The organism is Brevibacillus sp. JB24b, assembly GCF_051713385.1.
Taxonomy (GTDB): Bacteria; Bacillota; Bacilli; order Brevibacillales; family Brevibacillaceae; genus Brevibacillus_B; species Brevibacillus_B laterosporus.
In genome coordinates this window covers 2,637,810-2,655,432 of the sequence record NZ_JBNVQV010000001.1, presented here as the reverse complement: position 1 = coordinate 2,655,432, position 17,623 = coordinate 2,637,810, and the positions used below count along the sequence as shown (strand labels likewise).

The 17,623-nt window shown below is 41.7% G+C and carries 12 protein-coding genes and 1 pseudogene; 3 read left to right on the top strand and 10 right to left on the bottom strand.

Annotated features, from left to right (window positions below):
* Positions 1-44: 44 nt before the first annotated feature.
* Together allC and ACQV1I_RS12985 are read right to left on the bottom strand one after the other, a co-directional pair.
* A complete protein-coding gene (gene allC / locus ACQV1I_RS12990; protein WP_094701466.1) occupies positions 45-1,277 on the bottom strand; it encodes an allantoate deiminase in 1,233 nt (410 codons plus the stop codon).
* Positions 1,278-1,460: 183 nt separating this feature from the next.
* On the bottom strand, positions 1,461-3,143 hold the full coding sequence (locus tag ACQV1I_RS12985; protein WP_236645849.1) for a PucR family transcriptional regulator: 1,683 nt from the start codon (positions 3,141-3,143) through the stop codon (positions 1,461-1,463).
* 202 nt (positions 3,144-3,345) lie between these two features.
* On the opposite strand from ACQV1I_RS12985, the gene ACQV1I_RS12980 reads away from it, so the two are divergent.
* Complete coding sequence (locus ACQV1I_RS12980) at positions 3,346-4,212, top strand: alpha/beta hydrolase (RefSeq protein ID WP_116334629.1); 867 nt, start codon at positions 3,346-3,348, stop codon at positions 4,210-4,212.
* A gap of 511 nt (positions 4,213-4,723) precedes the next feature.
* On the opposite strand, the pseudogene ACQV1I_RS12975 reads toward ACQV1I_RS12980, so the two are convergent.
* The 6 genes and pseudogenes from ACQV1I_RS12975 to ACQV1I_RS12950 form a co-directional block, all read right to left on the bottom strand.
* Positions 4,724-4,848 (bottom strand): annotated as a pseudogene (locus ACQV1I_RS12975) (thioredoxin reductase); the annotation flags it as partial.
* A gap of 13 nt (positions 4,849-4,861) precedes the next feature.
* On the bottom strand, positions 4,862-5,854 hold the full coding sequence (locus tag ACQV1I_RS12970; protein ID WP_116334630.1) for an ABC transporter substrate-binding protein: 993 nt from the start codon (positions 5,852-5,854) through the stop codon (positions 4,862-4,864).
* Between the two features lie 95 nt (positions 5,855-5,949).
* Positions 5,950-7,257, bottom strand: coding sequence for an NtaA/DmoA family FMN-dependent monooxygenase (locus ACQV1I_RS12965; RefSeq protein WP_116334631.1), 1,308 nt, complete (start codon positions 7,255-7,257; stop codon positions 5,950-5,952).
* 562 nt (positions 7,258-7,819) lie between these two features.
* Positions 7,820-8,650 carry a helix-turn-helix domain-containing protein gene (locus tag ACQV1I_RS12960; RefSeq protein WP_116334632.1) on the bottom strand — a complete coding sequence of 277 codons (831 nt, stop codon included), beginning with the start codon at positions 8,648-8,650 and terminating at the stop codon, positions 7,820-7,822.
* Between the two features lie 563 nt (positions 8,651-9,213).
* Positions 9,214-10,977: a dihydroxyacetone kinase subunit DhaK gene (dhaK, locus tag ACQV1I_RS12955; RefSeq protein WP_094701460.1), complete on the bottom strand. Its 1,764-nt coding sequence runs from the start codon at positions 10,975-10,977 to the stop codon at positions 9,214-9,216.
* A 1-nt stretch (position 10,978) separates the two neighbouring features.
* Positions 10,979-12,112 (bottom strand): glycerol dehydrogenase, encoded by a 1,134-nt coding sequence (locus ACQV1I_RS12950; protein ID WP_104032559.1) that lies wholly within the window; start codon positions 12,110-12,112, stop codon positions 10,979-10,981.
* 198 nt (positions 12,113-12,310) lie between these two features.
* Here ACQV1I_RS12950 and ACQV1I_RS12945 point away from each other — a divergent pair, with 198 nt between their 5' ends.
* Positions 12,311-13,333: a PocR ligand-binding domain-containing protein gene (locus ACQV1I_RS12945; RefSeq protein ID WP_116334633.1), complete on the top strand. Its 1,023-nt coding sequence runs from the start codon at positions 12,311-12,313 to the stop codon at positions 13,331-13,333.
* A 369-nt stretch (positions 13,334-13,702) separates the two neighbouring features.
* Here ACQV1I_RS12945 and ACQV1I_RS12940 read toward each other — a convergent pair whose 3' ends face one another.
* The gene (locus ACQV1I_RS12940; protein ID WP_094702528.1) at positions 13,703-14,257 is read right to left on the bottom strand and encodes a helix-turn-helix domain-containing protein; all 555 of its coding nucleotides are present in this window, start codon (positions 14,255-14,257) and stop codon (positions 13,703-13,705) included.
* Between the two features lie 113 nt (positions 14,258-14,370).
* Between ACQV1I_RS12940 and ACQV1I_RS12935 the strand changes: the two genes are divergently transcribed.
* The gene (locus ACQV1I_RS12935) at positions 14,371-14,955 is read left to right on the top strand and encodes a LysE family transporter (protein WP_094702530.1); all 585 of its coding nucleotides are present in this window, start codon (positions 14,371-14,373) and stop codon (positions 14,953-14,955) included.
* 766 nt (positions 14,956-15,721) lie between these two features.
* On the opposite strand, the gene shc is transcribed toward ACQV1I_RS12935, so the two are convergent.
* Positions 15,722-17,614 carry a squalene--hopene cyclase gene (shc, locus tag ACQV1I_RS12930; protein WP_116334634.1) on the bottom strand — a complete coding sequence of 631 codons (1,893 nt, stop codon included), beginning with the start codon at positions 17,612-17,614 and terminating at the stop codon, positions 15,722-15,724.
* Positions 17,615-17,623: the final 9 nt, after the last annotated feature.

The window sequence follows — 17,623 nt, the reverse complement described above, 5'->3', positions numbered from 1 at the left end:
CCTTATGATGAGAGTATGGGCAGACGATACGCCATGACGATCGCCTATTCTTTGTATGCCAGCTCATAAAGAGTTCCGATCAGAGCTTTCACGCCCTCTGCCAGATCATGTGGCTCGGTATACTCAGCTGGGTTGTGGCTAATTCCCTTTCTACTTGGTACAAAAATCATTGCCGCTGGAACAAATGGCGCTAGGATTTGGGCATCATGTCCCGCTCCGCTGTGCATCAGCTTATAATTCAAGCCGTTTTCCTTACACTGACTTTCGATTACTTCGACCACGCGTTTATCCATAGGAACTGGGTCTGCATCCATCCACATATCGACCTTTAATCCTACGCCCATTTCTTCTGCAATAGCATTCATAGAAGCCATAATCTCTTCAGTAAATTGGACAAGCGCTTTTTTCTCAGTATGGCGAATATCCATTGTAAATAGGGTATAGCCCGGAACCACGTTAACCACGTTTGGCTTGACTTCAATTTTGCCCACCGTCGCTACTAACGGATCTCCGTGTTTTTTCGTTCTATTCATCACGTCACAGATCATGGTGCTAGCTGCATGAACGGTATCCTTGCGGTAACCCATCGGAGTCGTACCAGCATGGTTGGCTTCCCCTGTCACTTCTACGGTAAATCTGCGCTGGCCTACAATACTATGGACTACGCCTACAGATTTTTTCTCGTTTTCCAGTACACTACCTTGCTCGATATGGATTTCTACAAATGTTTTCAGATCTTTGCGAAGCTCTGTGGATTCCTTGCGAAAATCAAATCCGCACTCTCTCATCGCATCCACGAAAGCTATGCCATCAAAGTCTGCGATGTTTTCCACTTCTTCACGCTTTGCTGTACATACGATATTTTTGGAACCCCAGAATGCATAAGGGAAACGACTTCCTTCTTCCTCAGCCATGGATACCACTTGTAGATTACGTAGCGGGTTCCCGTATTTTTCCTTTAGGTATTTAATCGCAAGCAATCCTGCGATAATACCGTACTGACCATCGTACAATCCACCATTACCTACCGTATCCACATGAGAACCGGTCAAAATGGTTTCATCTTGGTACTTGGTTCCCTGTAGGCCTCCAAATAAATTACCTACCTCATCAAAGTGAAAGTCAAAACCTTCTTTATTCATCCAATCCTCTAAAGCTTTTTGAGCCTCCAGCCACTCTTTGGAGTAGAGAAATCGGGAAATGCCCCCTTCAGGTTCTTTCCCAAAATGACCCAGCCACTCCAAATGCTGTACGATCTCTTTACTTAACTCTCCCATACTCACTGTTCCTTTCTATGATGATGAATTTGATTCAAATGACGTTACCTTACTTGCATCCTTATTGTAAGCGCTTACTAATATAGAGTCATTAACAGTAGTGGATAAAAGTCGAGCTAATTCTTTATCCAACTTGGGTAAAAAAAAGACGGGCACAAGCCCGTCAATCATACATTTCTAGTTTTATTTATCAGTTTTTACCAAATTTAGAATCTTGAGGCCTACACGGACTCCTAACATCTCTTCTGAGTCTTCAAAATCCATGCCAGTTATTTCTCTGATCCGCTCCAGTCTATACATGACCGTTTTGTAATGAACAAATAGGTCATGAGCTGCTTTTGCAGCATTTTGGTTATGCTCTAAAAATACTTCTAGTGTATGTAGCAAATCATTTTTGATAGCATTCTTGCTTTCGACTAATCTACTTAAAGAAGGTGGGATAAAAGAGGTTAGTACGGCAGGGTCTGGAAATTGGCAAAGCAGTCGGAAAAGACCAAGCTCAGCAAAGGCGGTAATCGATTCTTTACCATAGAGCTTCTCCCCTAGATCCAATGCATCCTGCGCCTCTTGATATCTTCCGGAAATATCCATTACGGTTTCTGCCACATTACCGATGCCAACTTGTACCACAATGTCTTTGGCTTTCTCACGAATATTCTCCTGAATCTCACGTGCTTTCTCTTTCACAGTGGGTAGCCAGTTTTTCCCCTTCCCTTCCTGCTGGTTAACCGGTAAAAGTAGAATAATCGTATCTCCCCGTCTGCGCAGAATACCATCCGCAAAATGGGAACGTACAACTTCGTGTAAATAGCTAAAGGTTTTTGTTTGTAATCTGCGTGAACTTCTGGGCTTGTTCATTTCGTTTTGACTCAGAGAAGTAAACTCTTCTTTCACATGAAACAAAAGCACAGCATATGAACGGTCTAAATCCCAACCGATCAAATTAGCCCGATGATACACCGTCTCTAGCATTTGGCTTTTTCCCGCTAAAAGGTCGTCAATAATGTCGTTTTTAAATTCCCGCTCCACTTCTGCTACGGCAAATTGTTTGACTAGTTCAAGGGAAAGAGCTGTAGCGGCATTTTCGATCGCAATAAAATCCAGCTCTTCCAGTTGCTTACGAACTTCTGTGATGACGAGATGTACCTTAATATGATTGATCGTCCGAATTGGCACGACTAACTGCTCGACTAATTTAGTTTCTGATTCAAATTCAGTAACCTGCGCCGTTAACCAATAATAAGGGAATTTGGTTTCGACTGTTTTCCCACGTTCTACAATACTCTCCTGTTGTTCTGTTGGCATCGTGTATGAGGATGTCGCCGTCATACAAATAAAATTCCGATCATAAATAGCGGCAGGGTTCCCAATCAATTCCCCTAATGTAGTGATAATGGATTCCAGACCAGCATCCGTTAGAGAAAGCGCTGTGAAACGGTCATGCACTTCTATAAAGTATTTAAGCTTCATCACCTGATTATTAAACAGCTCTTCCATAACCGGATAAAGCACGTCCACATAAGGAATGTCTTGGGGAATCTGAATAATAGGCAAATCTGATTTCTCGCCTGCTTCCACGATAGCATCCGGGATTTTTTTGACGAATCGGTGGTTTTTGATCATCAAAGCACTAACTCCCTTGTCAGCAAGACGAGAGACAAATTCTCGCTGTTCCTCCTCCGTATAATTACGGATTGGATATAAGCTGGTCAGTAGCATCTCCCCACCCTTCAGCCAATCTGCAATATCGGGAGCTTCCATTATTGTGATCCCTTTAATCACATTGGAAAGCCCTTTTTTTCCTCCTAATACCACCGCATCCTGTAATCTATCCATTTTCAGTAGATGTTCTATCCTAAACTCCATATCCTCAACCTCAACCCCTTCAGTAGAAATAATCTCAGCTGTCTTATTATGTAGAGAAAAGGCCCCATTTTCTAATGTGTTCCCATACCAGCTATTGAGTCTTGCGTCGGAAGACAGTACTATAAGCATACCAATACTAACAGTAGAAGTCTTCGTTAAGATACATAGTAACAGAAAAGTCGGACTCAAAAGGAGAAACGAAATGAGAACAATTTGTTATAAAACGGTTAACGGAATCAACCTGCTCGGAGATTTTTACAGCGCCAGCAACACCAACTCCCCTGTAATCGTCTATATCCATGGGGGTGGTTTTATTTTTGGATCGAGAAAAGAAATTTTGCAGGAGCAGGTCAAGCAGTATAATCAAGCTGGATTCCATGTTTTCTCTATCGATTATCGATTGGCTCCGGAAACCAAGCTCCCAGCTATAATCGAAGATGTTCGGGATGCACTTCGGTGGGTTTGTGACCAAGCCCCGAGCATGCTTGATATCGAGCCATCAGCTATAGCTGTAATAGGTTCTTCTGCGGGAGGTTATCTCGCGTTACTTGCAGGCTCTAAAGAGTCATATGTGAAAGCAGTCGTCTCTTTTTACGGTTATGGGGATATTCGAGGGGAATGGGTGTCAGAGCCTAGTCCCTTTTACTTACAAAAAACAATCGTCCCAAAGAAGTTAGCCGATCAATTAATCACGAAAGAAATACTCACAGAAAGCTCCATCCAGCAAAGATTCGGTCTTTATTTATATTACCGTCAGCAAGGTAGCTGGATTCGGGAGACTACGGGACTGGACCCCATCCAAAATAAGGAGGAGCTAAGACCGCTCTGTCCGATTGAGTGCGTGGACCATTCGTCTCCCCCTATTATGCTCCTACATGGGGAAACAGATCATGATGTTCCCTGTGAAGAATCTATATGTATGGCGGAGCGGTTAAAACGTGCTGGAATCGAGCATACGCTTCTTACCCTTCCTGGTGAAGACCACTTGTTTGATCGACAGCTGGATAAAGAAAACGTCCAGCAGGCATTTGCCCAAGTGCTTGACTTTCTGCATCGTCATTTGACTTAAAATACTACGAAGAAACCTATTTTTCTTGTAATTGCCACCACTCTTTGATCGTTCCTGCTTCCAGCGAGCATGACTATCTACTTATTCGTCCTATTCTTTCCTAAAATAAACAAAACCAGTTAAAAACACAAAAATATAGTGTTTCTGTAGTTCTTTATTACAAATGTTAAGAACTACATGTAATCGCATATGTACCTAGATATCAAAATTAAAGAGGCAGTCAGGAACAAAAAAACACGTTTCTGACTGCCTCTTTTTATTTACCTATCGAATCCGTTAGTTCAACAACTTTTCCGTTACTTGTGATACGGCTCAAATTAGTAGGTTTAAAGTAAAGACCACCATTAGTTGGTAGGATAATAGAGGTATGTTTATTCAAGTAAAGTTTTTAGCGTTTCTAAATCGTCGTATTCAAATAAAACCCTCTACGTTTTTCAACTTTGCCCTACTTATGATAAGACTCCCTGCTTAACTTGATGACCGGCTCCTAGCGGACCAACTGGTCTGGCTTTTATTTCGTATACAAATTCTTCATCAGCTCGCGGTTTTTTTCTTGAACAAGTCATTGTGCGAGGAAACCATTCCGTACGTGTTTGCATCAGGCGTCACGTATTGCATCGCTTTGTTCACAGCATCGCGGCATCTTCCATTACTTATCTAGGTGCTTTTGCACACCTTCTAGAAACTTGATTCGACTATAAGCGGGACCTCCTTCCATAAGAGGATCAACCACGTTGACATATACGTGATCTTGTTTAAAGGCATTCAGGTTTTGTATAACGGGATTCTTTTTCAAGTCTTCAAATGCATGTTTCGCATCTTGCGTTTCACTCGTAGAGAATTGTACAAATAAATAATCCGGGTTCATTTCCGCCAGCTGCTCGATAGAGATCGCTTCTTGCGTTTTCGCCATGCTTATCTGTTGCGGAACCTCCAAACCAATTTCGTCGTATAAGACAGGGTTAAAGTAAACATCTTTCGGGTAAACGAAAACTTGTGACCCACGAATGCGAACAGCGGCTACTTTTTTGCCTTGAAGCTTTTCTTTTAATAATGCTTTTACTGCTTGTGTATCTGTTTCATATTGGGATAGAATCTTGTCTGCCTCTGCTTGCTTTCCCGTTAATTCTGCCATTAGCTTCAAATTAGATTCCCAGTCTGTAGCAATATGCGATACCAAAATAGTGGGAGCGATTTTTTGCAATTTCTCCACCGCTTCTTTTTGGAACTTGGATGAACCTAAAATAACGTCTGGCTTTAATAGCAATATTTTCTCAAAATTGGGTTCCTGTTTTTCACCGATTGATTCCGACTTGCCCGTTACCGAAGCAAACATTTCCGGAAACTTTCCACCTATCGATATTGCCCCTACTGGATGAACGTCAAGCACTACCGCATCCTCCATCGCTTCCATAGCTCCAGTAATCACAATTTTTTCTACCTTTTGCAAAACGGTATACTTTTCACCGAGATACTCAATCGTTCTTGTTTTGCTCGCTCCTGCATTGTCCACTTCGGCTCGTGCTGTTTCTTTATTGTTGCTAGAGGTTGAACTTGCTTCATTCGGTTTTTCTCCTCCACATGCAGCCAAAACCAGCATGAATAATGCTATCAACCCAACCAGCATAAGCTTTTTATTCATTTTTCACCTGAACCCCTTTTTAAAAAAATCTCGAAATAGAAATTTTGATTATCCATATCTAGTTCCATTCTTGAACCTTGTCTCCGAGCGATGGCTTATGTAATCCCCAAATGCTCACGCAAGGTGACACCTGTATATTGGCTTCTGAACAAGCCTCGTTCAACCAATTGTGGCATCAGTTTTTCAAAAAATATTTCCATTGATTTTTCTGAACCGCCCGGAAGAGCTATAAATCCGTCAATCGCTCCAGCCTCAAACCGCTCAATAATATCGCTTACCACGTCATCAACCGTTCCAACGGAAACCCAGTGAGCAGATCCGACAACCTCCGGCCTTGCCAACACCTCTTCGACTGTAGGCTGATGGTTTGTAATATACCGGCGCAACAGCTCAGCATGAGTTCGGCTGCGGACTGGCTGATTCGGATCAGGCAGCATATCGGCAGTTACGCGATGATCCAAAGCAAAGCTGCTTAAATCAAGGCCGAGCACTGATTTGAGCGATGCATGTCTGCGATCCATACTCAAATGTGCGTGTGCAGCCTTATGTAATTCATTCGCTTCCTCGCGAGTATCGGCCAAGAAAAAATATAATCCAGGCAAAACTTTAATGGCGTCCGGATTTCGTCCATGTTCTTTGGCTCTTTTTCTCAGATCATTTCGCAATTCCACTCCGGATTCAAGGTCTGGCATCGCCGCAAAAATAGCATCCGCTACTGTTGAGGCAAAATTCCGTCCTGTATCCGACGCGCCTGCTTGAAAAAAAGGAATGGATCCCGATTTATGGGTGGGCATAGTAAGCGGTCCCTTGACACTGAAAAACTCACCTGAATGATTAATTGAGGAAACCTTATCCCTATCAGAAAACATGCCTGACTCGCGGTCCATTACAATTGCTTCATTCGGAAAACTTCCCCAGAGCTTGCGTACGACATCCGTAAATTCCATTGCTTTCGCATATCTTTCTTGCGCTGAAGGCATGGGGGAATCACCGAAATTTTCGGCGCCTTCTATAGAAGTGACAATATTCCAGCCAGCTCGTCCATTGCTCAGCCAATGCAAAGACTGAAGCTGCCTGGCAACAACATACGGCGGATTAAAAGTCGTAGAAATAGTCGTAACCAGCCCGATCCGCTCGGTTTCACGAGCAATCGCTGCAAATATCATCGTAGGGTCAGGGCTACCGAAATTAGCGGAATCACCCAACATCTGTGGGCTCACATAAAGATAATCCGCCCTGAAAAGAAAATCGAGCTTTGCCTTCTCCGCTATTTTTGCCAAATCAATGTAATAGTCTATAGAATCCATTTTTTCCACACCGCTGTCTGGGCGCCGCCATCCGTCTCCTTTCATCCAAGTTGCAGACAGGGACAATCCGATACACAATTGTCTATTTTCAGTCATTTTTTACCACCCTTTCCTTCTAAATAATCCGATCAGAGGCATGCTTAAGAAGGCGAAGTCGACCGATTGAACATTCAGCAACAACGCCGCTCCATGGCAACAACGCTCCGACGATCATGATGAGAACCGCCTGTATTTGAGCCAGGATCGGCAAAAACGTTATCGGTGCCGAACCTTGCCCCGGTATTCTCGGTCAAATCGACCATTGACGAGCCACACCCTTACATTTACTTATTCACCCCCAAAAACCTAACAATGATTCTCATTATCAATTAATAGTGTAGCAAGGACTGAAACAAAAGCAAATGCACAAATCACGAATGTTATATGCATCATTATCTAATCTAGGTCTTTCTGAGTGATTAAGTAGCTGATATTCAGGACAGGGCAACGACGGTACAGGAAGGAAATACTGAGGTAAACAGGAAGCAACCTGCGCTCCAGATTCATCACCAGCCGTTGCAGCGTGATGACGCACTCGCTCGTTCGTCGAGGGGGGCTCGAATACAGCCCAGCCCATATTTGTGCTTGCCTTCTTCAATGGAATACATAAATCAGAATCTCAATATATAGGATTATCTAATTTATGTGTGTACGCGGAGGGAGACACACCGAATTTCTTTTTAAATACTCTACTGAAATATAGCGGATTGGCATAGCCGACACTCACAGCAATATCGCAGATGGGATAATTGCCTGCTTTAAGTAATTCACTCGCTCTTTCCATACGATAATTGATGACATAGTCGATTGGACGGAACCCCGTATATTTGTGAAAGAAGTATGAAAAGCGTTTGGGACTCATTGCATGCAACTCAGCTAACTCGTCGAGTGTCAACAGATTCATATAATGCCCGTTAATGTATGTAATGGCTTCCTCTATCACCTTTTTACTTGGAGAACTGCCACTCTCTTTATGCCTGCAACCTACCAGAACTTGATGCATGATGCTTAAGAATAATTCCTTGACACGAAGTTTCCCAATCCCGCCAAGAGTATGGGCATTCTGATGGATCATGATCAGTAATTCTATCACTCTCGGATTTGCTCCCGGTTCCAGCTTGAAATGAGAGTCGCATACATGACCGCTATTTTCATCACCTAGCTTGTCAAATCTATAAAAAAGCAAATAGTACTCGTACTCTGATTGGCCTATAACTTGCGATTCAAGTTGCATGCCTGGAGCCGCATGAAATACTGATCCTGGATGTAATTCGTAGGCAGTCCCATTCACACACATTCTAGCTTCTCCACGAATGGTAAAAAGAAATCCATCCCTTACAGTCCTAAATTCACGCAATATACTTTTCGGCTGGATGACTAAACGGTAGACACCTTCTATATCATAGGAACCACTAGCAAATATCTCGGCTAATTTATCCACATCTATCATTGTACTGCACCTGCTCCCTATCCAAATATTGTACACCTAAGCTACTTTCAATAATGTCAAACAAGAGTTTTATCCCTCGCGGTGTCAGCCTGGCCGCTATTTGTTGGGGACGGCCGGGCTATACGCAAGATTAAGCCATTCACTTAACAGAGCATCAAGTCATTTTTTAAATGGCATTTTCACAGTATTAGTCTATCATAAGACCAAGCGTAGAAAACCTACTAACAACGCAAAAAAGCCCACGGGAGCCTTTACCCAAGAGCATTACTTCATCGTTGGTACCGATGAGAGGACTAGAACCTCAACGGGTCTGCCTATTTGATTTTGAGCACGGCGTATATAGCCAAATAGTGGCGTGTCTGGAAAAGAGGGCAGACTTTTACCGATTTTCAACCCGTAGTGGTGTATAGGTTTACCGTTGCTTTACCGCTATTTATGATAGGTTCAGCTTAACGAAAAGTAGGCAACTCAGAGTTGCATAAATAACAATAGGGCTGTCTTTTGTCATCTTTTACGACTTCTGGGACAGCCCCATTTTAATATAGGAAGCAGCTATGATCGGTTTATTCTATGACTTGAGCTAGCTGGGTGAAAATGACTCCCAATGCAAAAGCTCCTGCGTCTGGATATCCGATGCTTCTTTCACCGACTGTACCTGCTCGGCCCATTCTAGCAACAATGGACTCCGTTTGCTTAGCCCCTTGTACTGCGGCCTCTGCCGCTTTGATAGCTGCCATCTTGACATCAGCGCCCTCTGTGGCACTTTGCTCCCAGGAATCGGAAAATGGAACAAGTGCATCAATTAAAGTCTTATCACCGACCACCGCTCCTCTTCCAAAGGATCTTTCTCCCGTGTCTTGGATGCCTTTGACAACAGCCTTCATCATGCCAGCAAAATCTGTGACGGATAATTCGGTCTTGTCTTTGACAAATTTACTTGCAGCTCGGAATGCCGATCCCCAGATGGGTCCGGAAGCCCCTCCGCAATGCTCCATTATGACCATGGAGCACGCATGTAGAAAATCCCCTATATTGGCTACATTGTGTTCAGTAATTTCCGACCACTCATTTTTCAATTGTTTAAAGCCTTTTGCCACGCTCATGCCAAAGTCTCCATCACCGGCATGGGAATCCAGTTCACAAAAAGCAATTTCATTCTCTATAATAACCTCACTCATCTTATCAATCAGATATATCAGGTTGTGTAAAGAGAAAGTATTCTTATCGATCTTTGCATATTGCTTATCTGTCTCGCATTGATAAGAAATGGTTTGATTCACTTGTTGCGACTCCAATACTGCTTCATCAACACGCAGCTGGGTGAACGGTTGGTTAATTTGCAGCGCAGGAGTGTCACAGCTTGCCTCCAAATAATGCTTTAATTGATCGTCTAATGAAATAATCGATACCGAAGCACCTTCCATGTCGATACTTGTCATGTAGTTGCCAACAAATACTTTAAAGATGGATACGTTGCTATTGTTGATTTCACGAACAACCGCGTTTGCAAACAAATATAGTTCTTGTAATGGCGATCCACCGAATCCATTAATCAATACACCGATTTCTTGTTGTGAACCATCGCTTATTTTCATGTCGCGGAACAAATCTGTTACCATTTTCTTAGCCAGTTCATTGGCAGAAACAAGCTTTTCTCTACGGATTCCAGGCTCCCCGTGAATGCCTACTCCATACTCGATCTCATCATCACTCAGTTCGAAGGTAGGCGTCCCTTTAGCCGGAACAGTACAAGAAGTAAGAGCAAAACCAATGCTTCTTGTACGATCTATTGCCTTTTGAGCAATTTCCTTTACTTCTCTTAATTCTTTTCCTTCTTCCGCGGCAGCGCCGGCAATCTTATGAACTAATACTGTTCCGGCAACGCCCCTTCTTCCGACCGTGTACAGACTGTCTTCCACTGCGATATCATCATCGACTTTGACATAATCGATAAGCACACCATCTTCGCCTGCAAGATGTGCCGCATTTTTAAAATTCATAATATCTCCGCTGTAATTTTTGATGATCAACAAGGTACCTTTCTTACTAGCAGAAGCTTTGATTGCTTGATAAATCTGAATCTGGGATGGCGAAGCAAATACATCCCCGCAAACCGCAACATCTAACATTCCTTTCCCAACAAATCCTGCATGTGCAGGTTCGTGTCCACTGCCTCCACCGCTAATAAGCGTGACTTTGTCATCATTAATTTCCTTTTTCTTGATAATTTTATATTTACTATTAAATTCTAGATCCGGATGTGCAAGAACGATTCCACTGCACATTTCTCTTACTAGCGTTTCCGGCTTATTCATAATTTTCTTCATATTACTCACCCTTTTTCTTAAATTCCTGCCCGATTTGATCCGCCACCATAATAGCTGCTACTACATCTTCTTCAGTCACCGGAAAAGGCATGGAATGAATAGACTCTTCCAGTATACAAGCTTTCTGGGCGACATTGAGCAACTCGGATCTTGTGACATTCGTTACGCCAATATCAGCGAGACATACTGGAAGACCCACACTTACACAGAAATTCAATACCTCGTTTATTTCTCCCTTGTTTGCATTTTCAAGGACTAATTGAACTAGCGTAGAAAATGCGACTTTCTCACCATGATAATACGAATGGGTTCCTTCCAACGCGGTTAAGCCATTGTGAATGGCATGCGCTGCTGCCAGACCACCGCTTTCAAATCCTAAACCTGATAACAGAATGTTTGTTTCGATAATATTTTCAAGCGCTGGAGTGACGATATTGGAATCACAGGATATTTTAGCTTTTAGACCGTCTTCAAGCAGTGTTTCATAGCAAAGCTTGGCAAGGGCAAGAGCAGCTCTTGTTCCTTTAGTTGGCTGACCAACTCCTGCATTTGCTCCACAAGGAAGTCCTGCATTCACATTCGAATAAGAGTTAGCGGTCGCTCTTGCTTCAAAGTAAGTAGAAAGCGCGTCCCCCATACCCGCAACTAGAAAGCGTGTAGGAGCATTAGCGATAACGTTTGTATCTATCAATACTACACTTGGACTTTGCTTAAAGTAGGCATAATCATCAAACTCTCCTTCTGGCGTATAAAGAACCGCAGAGTGGCTTGTTGGCGCGTCCGTCGCCGCAATTGTCGGCACAATAATTAACGCTTCTCCTTCTGCTACACATTTCGCAGTATCAATTGCTTTACCCCCACCTAATCCAATGGTGCAAGAGCAAGCATGTTCCTTCGCAAGCTGTTTCAATCTATGGACTTCATTTCGAGAACACTCTCCATTGAAACCGCTCTCAATTATCGTTACGCCAAATTGTGCAATGGTATGTTCAAGCTTGTCTTTTACACGTGTTATATCATCTTGATGAGCAATAAGTAGAGCCGAATCACCAAATGTCTTGATGAAATATCCCAGATTGACTAATTCATTCTCACCCTGAACATACTTAGTTGGACTAATAAAAGCTTTTCTCATTTAAATAATCCTCCTCTGTGCTATTGTATCCCCATTATAGAGCTACCTTGTACAAAGATCATTGGACGATTCACTACAATTAAAGCGCTTTCACGTCGTATTATCTTATCCTGCAAGCACCAAAATGGTATTATCTTGTCCTGCCATCCGACTATTATGCTATAATAATACGAGGGTGCAAAAGGAGAATTGATCATCATGACTACGCATTTTAAATTGGAAAAAATTATTGATTTGGAAAAGTGGCAGAAACTCCAGGACTCACTCTCTCTGGTCACTAAAATGGCCATTATTACAATCGACTATAAAGGCGTTCCTGTAACGGGGCACAGCCAATGCCAGAGCTTCTGTCAGACGATACGAAAAGATGCTGCATTGTCCGAATACTGCCAAAAATGCGATGCAAGGGGTGGACTGGAGGCTGTGCGACTCAATCAACCCTATATCTATCTTTGCCATTTTCATATTGTTGATATTGCCATTCCTATTATTGTCAACAATCAGTACATTGGTGCTATTATGGCGGGACAAGTAAAATTGGGCGACAATCCGCTGGAGCTGGAACAAATAGTAACTCGGCCAACAAATGCCGATACCCATAAAAAGCTCCTCGGCTTGGACCAAGACTATGCTTCACTACCTGTCTTGTCCTATGACGAAATAACAACTATTTCTGAAATGCTATATCATTTATGCAATTATATTGTAGAAGAAGCCATAAATAAAAATTCAACGATCGATATGTACCGGCATGCGTTAACTACGAACAAGCCTGTTATTGATTCTATTGCCGATCACTCGTATCGTAATATCCAAACCATAAAAAAAGAGCTGGAAAATACACTTATTGATAGCCAGATCATAAAAATGTCTACCCATAAAAGGATTTCTTCTAGTGCCATTCTTCAACCGGCCTTTGATTATATTTATGCTCATAAAAATGAGAACTTCAAATTAGCGGACATGGCTGATATCTGCCATGTTAGCCCAAGCTATTTCAGTCGTATGTTTACCAAGGAAACCGGGGAGAATTTTTCTGTGTTTATTCCACGCCTGAAAATGGAATGGGCTAAACAAATTTTAGAGACAACCGATCTGTCCATTTCTCAAATCAGCAATGAATTAGGATTCAATGAGCCTAGCTACTTTATCAAAACGTTCAAGAAATTCGAGCGGATAACACCTTCTGTTTATCGTAATGTGTATAGCAAAAGAGAGTAAGCTAGCGAAATAAGGGGTTAGAACAAGGGCATGTCGCTGTGGAAAGGACGCTCGTTCTTTTTTCAATTGTTGCCTATTGGATAAGGCGACGAACAAAGATTAGGACAGTGTATACCACATAAAGAGGAGTAACCGGCTATTTTTTTATCCTCTGTATCAGAGTCCAAACTCCAAACTCTTATTTTAGAGCACACCTCCCCTTTATCTATTTCAGTCATCGTAATATTGAGAATTATGACATGGAAAGTGTACTGTTTTGTACGTATGCGATGTTTATTAAAACGCAGTTTTCATAAAAGGGAATGATGCAACAAAAAATAAAAGCTCTAAAAAAATAGAGGCAATCCCCTGTTTGTAGGACAGGGGATATTAAGATGGATAATATAAAACCATACTTAATCGAGTTAATGTTATCCCAGAATTATGATAGGTATGGGGGCTGTCAGCCTTAAATCTAATAGAATCACCATTTCTTATTGTATAGTCATTGTTATTCACTCGTACAGTTAGTTCCCCCTCAAAAACAGTTAAGAACTCTTCCGTTCCCTCCCTATGCGGATCAGAACTTAGAAAGCCTCCTTCTTCGATCTCGACTGAATAAACCTCAAAGCGTCTATCATCTTCGAAGGGAAAGTAAGGATAGACTCGATATTTTCCATTGTCTTCAGATAATGTTTTACTTTCACTTCTTAAAACAACTTTTGTATCTGGCTGTGGATTATTTATTAGTGAAGTAAAAGAAATCTTTAATCCGTTTGCTATTTTCCAAATCGTTGTAATAGTAGGGCTCGATTCCCCTCTTTCAATTTGACCTATCATCGTTTTACTTACTCCAGTTAATTCTGCAACTCTTTCAAGACTTAATTTCTTCCTTTCTCTAAAAGCCTTTAAGTTTTTCGCAATAATAAGATGTATCTCCTCCATAAACACACTCCTTTCCCTCTGTACAATATAACGTTTATTTCATACAATAAAAAATAAGACGTTATATTGCCCGTTTTGTACATTATAACATACATCACAGAGGGGGTTCTTATATGCCTTTATTATCAATGTTGTTATATGCTTTTGTTTCTAGTTTTACCCCAGGCCCGAATAACATTATGGCAATGTTATTTGCTAATAAATACGGCTTTAAAAAAACATTTAGATTTTGTTTAGGAGTAGGTGCTGGTTTTTTTGTTATAATCATATTAAGTTGTTATTTTAACCTGGTCCTTAAAAACTTTATTCCAAAAATTGAATTTATTATGTCTATTATAGGTGCAACCTATATGATGTATCTAGCTATAAAAATTATTACTAGTAAAAATAATGATCAAGACAATGACGGGGGCAAGAATAACAGTTTTTTCGCAGGTATGCTTTTACAATTCGTAAATCCCAAAGGCATTTTATATGGTATTACAGTAATATCAACCTTCATCATTCCATATCATACTGAACATCTCAGCTTATTATTTTATTCAGTACTTCTAGCTTTTATTGGTTTTATGGGAACTTTTAGTTGGAATGTATTTGGTTCAATTTTTAAAAAGTTCTTATCAAAGTATAGAAATCAGTTTAATGTAGCTATGGCTTTATTATTGATATATAGTGCAATTTCAATACTTTTTATATAGGGATGAGAATCTCAAAAATATGTATTTTCTGTTTGATTTACGGAACGGAAAACCTAACAGCCACCTGCAAAGTGGGCTTCACTGCACGGCTTTCATACCAATAAACAAAAACCACAACACGATGATTAGCCAAATTGCTGTTAGTTGCTCATAGATTAGCGTATGCTTTTTTTAATTCTTTGTTGTTTCTTGTACTCTTTTAAAAGTTCTTTCATTGTGTTCATCTTCCGATACCCCCTCCTGGCAAGCCCAAGATATAATTGTTTTGCCGAACATATATACGGGCTCCCATTTGGGGGCTTATTTTTTTGTCTTAAGTCTCTAGTTTTTTTGTCCTACACCCCTTTTGCTACGTTTAGGTGTGGAAGGAGGTGATTACCATGACTAAGCATCTGTATTTCTACGTAAGTTTTTGAAGATGCATTGAACGGTTCAATCGGGAACTAACTTAGCTCAGCTATACGAATTACTACCTGAAGCCACACGACATTGTTTTTGTTTTCGAGCGTGTAACCGATTTGAATCACGCCCATTTTGAGACATCTGTTTGGACTAGACGTATAATCATATTAAACGACGATTGCTCGAATAAGCAGAATGTTACTTATATGTGGGAGGGATCTCTAAGTGAACCGTTGATTCTCCCATCAAGATTGAATTTCATTAGTGGTATAAGCCTCGGCAAAACCATAAGATGTCCATTTTCCTCCAGAGTGTAAACCTTATCCATTGACCCTTGTGAACCATAAAAAACATAAAGAGATATTTAATATTTCTTTTTATAATTACCTAAAGCAAGCAGAGGCCAAATGTACCGGTAGCTGTGGTAGTGAAAGTAAAAACCGCCGGGTAATCCGGCTCCTGTCGGATAGGAGAGCCTCCAGTCCTGATTTTTTTCGGAATCAATTAAAAATTGAATTCCACGTTCAATCGCCGGAATTGGCTTTTGGAACACTGAAATGAGGGCATCCACTCCCCACGCGGTTTGAGAAGGTGTACTGACACCTAAAGAAACATATGTTTTAACAATATCGCTCTTACATGACTCTCCCCACCCCCCGTCTTCATTCTGGATTTTTAATAACCACTGTACAGCTTTCTGAATTGCAGGATGTTCAGAAGAGACTCCGACAGCAATTAGGCCGGTAGCAGCGGCCCATGTGCCGTAAATGTAAGAAATGCCCCAACGTCCGTACCAAGAGCCGTTGGCTTCTTGGTTGCTTAGAAGCCACTTCACCCCTCTTTGAATCTGGGGATGGCCGATGGTAAATCCTGCACTGTTGCCGAGAAACTCCAAAGTCCTACCTGTTAAATCTGCCGTAGAAGGGTCTGTACTAACTGCGTCTGCCGCATCGAAGGGAAGCCAGTTTAATATTCTTTTATCCGTATTTTTCTCAAATGCTGGCCAGCCTCCATCGGCGTTTTGCATCGATAACAGCCAATTGAGACCTCGATCCCATGAATGGTGGAAGGTCGGGTCTGTTTCTCTTAATTTGCTTATTGCTTTTAATGCAGCCGTTGTGTCATCGACGTCGGGATTGATGGTATTGATATTGGAAAAACCCCATCCCCCTGGTAAAACAAAAAGATTTTTCATCATCCAATCACCATATTTATGATGCTGGCGAGAGAGTAAATAGCGGCCAGCGTTTTGAACTACAGGGTCAGATGCAGAAACCCCGGTTCCTTGCATAGCATGAGCCAATAAAGCGGTATTCCAGACCGTTGATGTCGCAATCTGAATATGGAAATGTCCATTGGTCCGGCAAGTCATTGCTTTCAGCCCTGAAATCGCACGGGTGATCACTGGATGATTGGTCGAATATCCAAGGGACAGTAGAGCGAATATCATAAGAAACGTGGAAGTGAAATAGCTGTACAAGGTTCCATCCGGTTCAATTCTTTCCAGTATAAAGCGTTCAGCCTGACGTAGCGCCATATTATGGATTTGCGACGGAAGGTAAGGAAGATTCTTGAAACCATCCAAGATCGTGTTAAGAAGCGCACGGTATTCATGGGATCGTTGATTTGTCAGATATGGATGGTTGCCCAATGCTGTTGGAAGGTCGTTTTTTCGAAGATCGGATATGTCTGGTGTTCTTTTTGTTTTCATTACGAACTTACGGTCTGCAACGACCAATATCGGTGCGATATGTACTCTTGCATATCCGACAAAATCGAAGAAATTGATGGGGAACCAGTGCGGCAGCAGGATGATTTCAACCGGGATTTGAAAGTATCCCTGCCAAGGATACTGCCCTGTCAATGCAAGAAGGATTTTTGTTAGCATACTTGCCTCCGAAATTCCGCCTTTGGTTAATATAAACTTCTTTGCTAATTGCATGTGCTCATCCGTTTTCCGGCTGTGCCCTGAAAAAAGCAGGGCATAGTATGCTTCAATGGTTGCAGACAAATTTCCTTCCTCTTCATCATGAAACAGCTTCCAGGCTCCGTTTTTCTCCTGCCTTATGGTAATGCGATCAGCCAAACTTCTAATTAACTCCTCGTCATCAATCATCAAGGTCCGTAATAGGATTATCATATATGCATCGGTTAGTACTCCGCTTTCCGAACAATAACGCCAGGCGCCGTCAGCTGATTGAGCTTTTTGCAATAGATGAATTATACGTTTAATTTCTAATTCAATTTTTTCTTTCATATTTCAAAC